Origin of the sequence: Tenacibaculum soleae (genome assembly GCF_001693415.1) — a bacterium.
GTDB lineage: Bacteria > Bacteroidota > Bacteroidia > Flavobacteriales > Flavobacteriaceae > Polaribacter > Polaribacter soleae.
In genome coordinates, this window is sequence record NZ_MAKX01000014.1 from 1 (window position 1) to 1807 (window position 1807).

Sequence of the window (1807 nt, forward strand, 5' to 3'; positions counted from 1 at the left end):
TATTCGTAATCAATACTATTCCGTAAAGTATAAAAGCAATTTTTGAGTTCCAACTAAATAATTTATGTATTCCTTTTGCTGATTCGTAAGAGTGGTTTTCAAAATTCCCAGTTAATTCCAGTTGTTCTTTATTAATTCCTCTTTTTTCTAAAATTCCAACTGCAATATTTCTCAAATCATTATCATAACCATATTGCTTATAATTTTTAACAATATCAATCAACTTTCCGTTTTCAAATGATTCAAGTTTTGAGTTTATGTTTGTCATTTCTTAATTTCGTTCTAATAGTGCCCAACGGTTTTGTGTATGATTAGTGGCGTGTTTAAGCACCTAATTTAGCAAATATAAACCGAATAGAAAATCCGCGAGGATTTTCGTAAGCAAGCTAAAACTAGCCATTAATTATACACGTTGTTGTATGTTGTTTAATTCAGCGTGAATTTCATTAATATTAATTTCTTTATTCTCATGTCCGGCAGTAGAGATTTTAATTTTCGAATGACTATCAGATATCCAAAAATAGTTCTCAAGCGAAAACCAAGAGGCAGGCAGATATTTAATATTAGAAATTTTTATTTCTTTAAAATTCATAACAGTCTCAGTCCTTTTTTTTGAAGGTCTTATGTGGTTTATAATAATCTTTCCATTCTCATTGTCAAGAGAAATTCTCTCCAAGTGATTTCTATAATTATGTTTTAGAGATTGGAATAATTTTAATATCACGAAGATTAATATAAAAATCAATATTCGATTTATATTCGGTTTTGTCCAGGTCAAAATAGATATAAACAAACTAAATATTAAAGCTGAGATAATAGCGTTAATAAATATGTGTTTTATTAATCTATTTGTGTCAATTTTTGTTATATAATTTTCAAATAGTATTTTCATAGAAATTACATACAACGTACTTGTGTATGGTTTCGTTACGGAAAAGAGCGCAGCAATTTTCCGAACTTAGACCAAAGATAGTGAAAGTGCGAGGATTTTCTGCAAGAAAATCCCCCGTAATGAACTATACACGCTGTTGGGTTTTCGTTATGTTAGTTTTCTGTTTTACTTTTTATTGTTGAAATAATTTTCCCGCAATTATTTCCATAAATAATTTTAATTCCGCGATTTATTCTCTTTTTTTTAGTATTCAATTCTGTTTTAATTTTACTTTTCCGCAATTATTCATAAAGAATTTAAATTCCGCAAACTTGCTAAATTCCACGATTTGTTTTTCCTCTAGCATTCAATTCTATTTTTATTCTTTCTGAGATTTCTCTAGAGTAGGAGTATTGAAAATTTAACTTTAAATACTCCAACTTTTAACAGAACAATTCTCAACTGGAATTTTTCTGATTTTGAAAAATATTATTATAAAACTAAAATTAGAAAATTATATTTTTTTACGGTTTTCTGAGAAAAATTCCGATATAGTTTTTCCACAAGTTTTTCCAACATTTTAAAATCAATTAAAAATCTAAAAGTTTGAATTTTTACGATTTTTTGTTAATGAAACCCAACGTTGTTGTATAAGATTAGTTGCGTGATTTAAGTACTTTAGTTAGCAAATAAAACACAAATAGAAAGTCTGCGAGGACTTTCGTAAGTAGGCTAGATGTAAGCAATTAATTTTATACGTTGTTGTAAAATCGTACTTTATGTTAGACTTCGATTGAAATATTAACTTTTCCTCCAAGTCCTTTTTCTACGATGTCAAATAATGTTTTTAAAGTCAGATTACTGCCATTATTTTCCACACGAGAAATGTAAGTCCGTTTTTTGTCAATTATAATGCCAAGTTGTTCTTGAGTCAGA

Annotated in this window: 3 protein-coding genes; all 3 read right to left on the reverse strand. The window is 27.8% G+C overall.

What is annotated here, in order from left to right; translation table 11 throughout:
• The coding region (locus BA195_RS11035; protein WP_245662346.1) for a hypothetical protein at positions 1–268 on the reverse strand (268 nt) is incomplete at its 3' end.
• Positions 269–403: 135 nt separating this feature from the next.
• Positions 404–592 (reverse strand): hypothetical protein, encoded by a 189-nt coding sequence (locus BA195_RS14260; protein WP_141677700.1) that lies wholly within the window; start codon positions 590–592, stop codon positions 404–406.
• A gap of 1061 nt (positions 593–1653) precedes the next feature.
• On the reverse strand, positions 1654–1807 hold a 154-nt coding region (locus BA195_RS14585), incomplete at its 5' end, for a helix-turn-helix domain-containing protein (protein ID WP_141677701.1).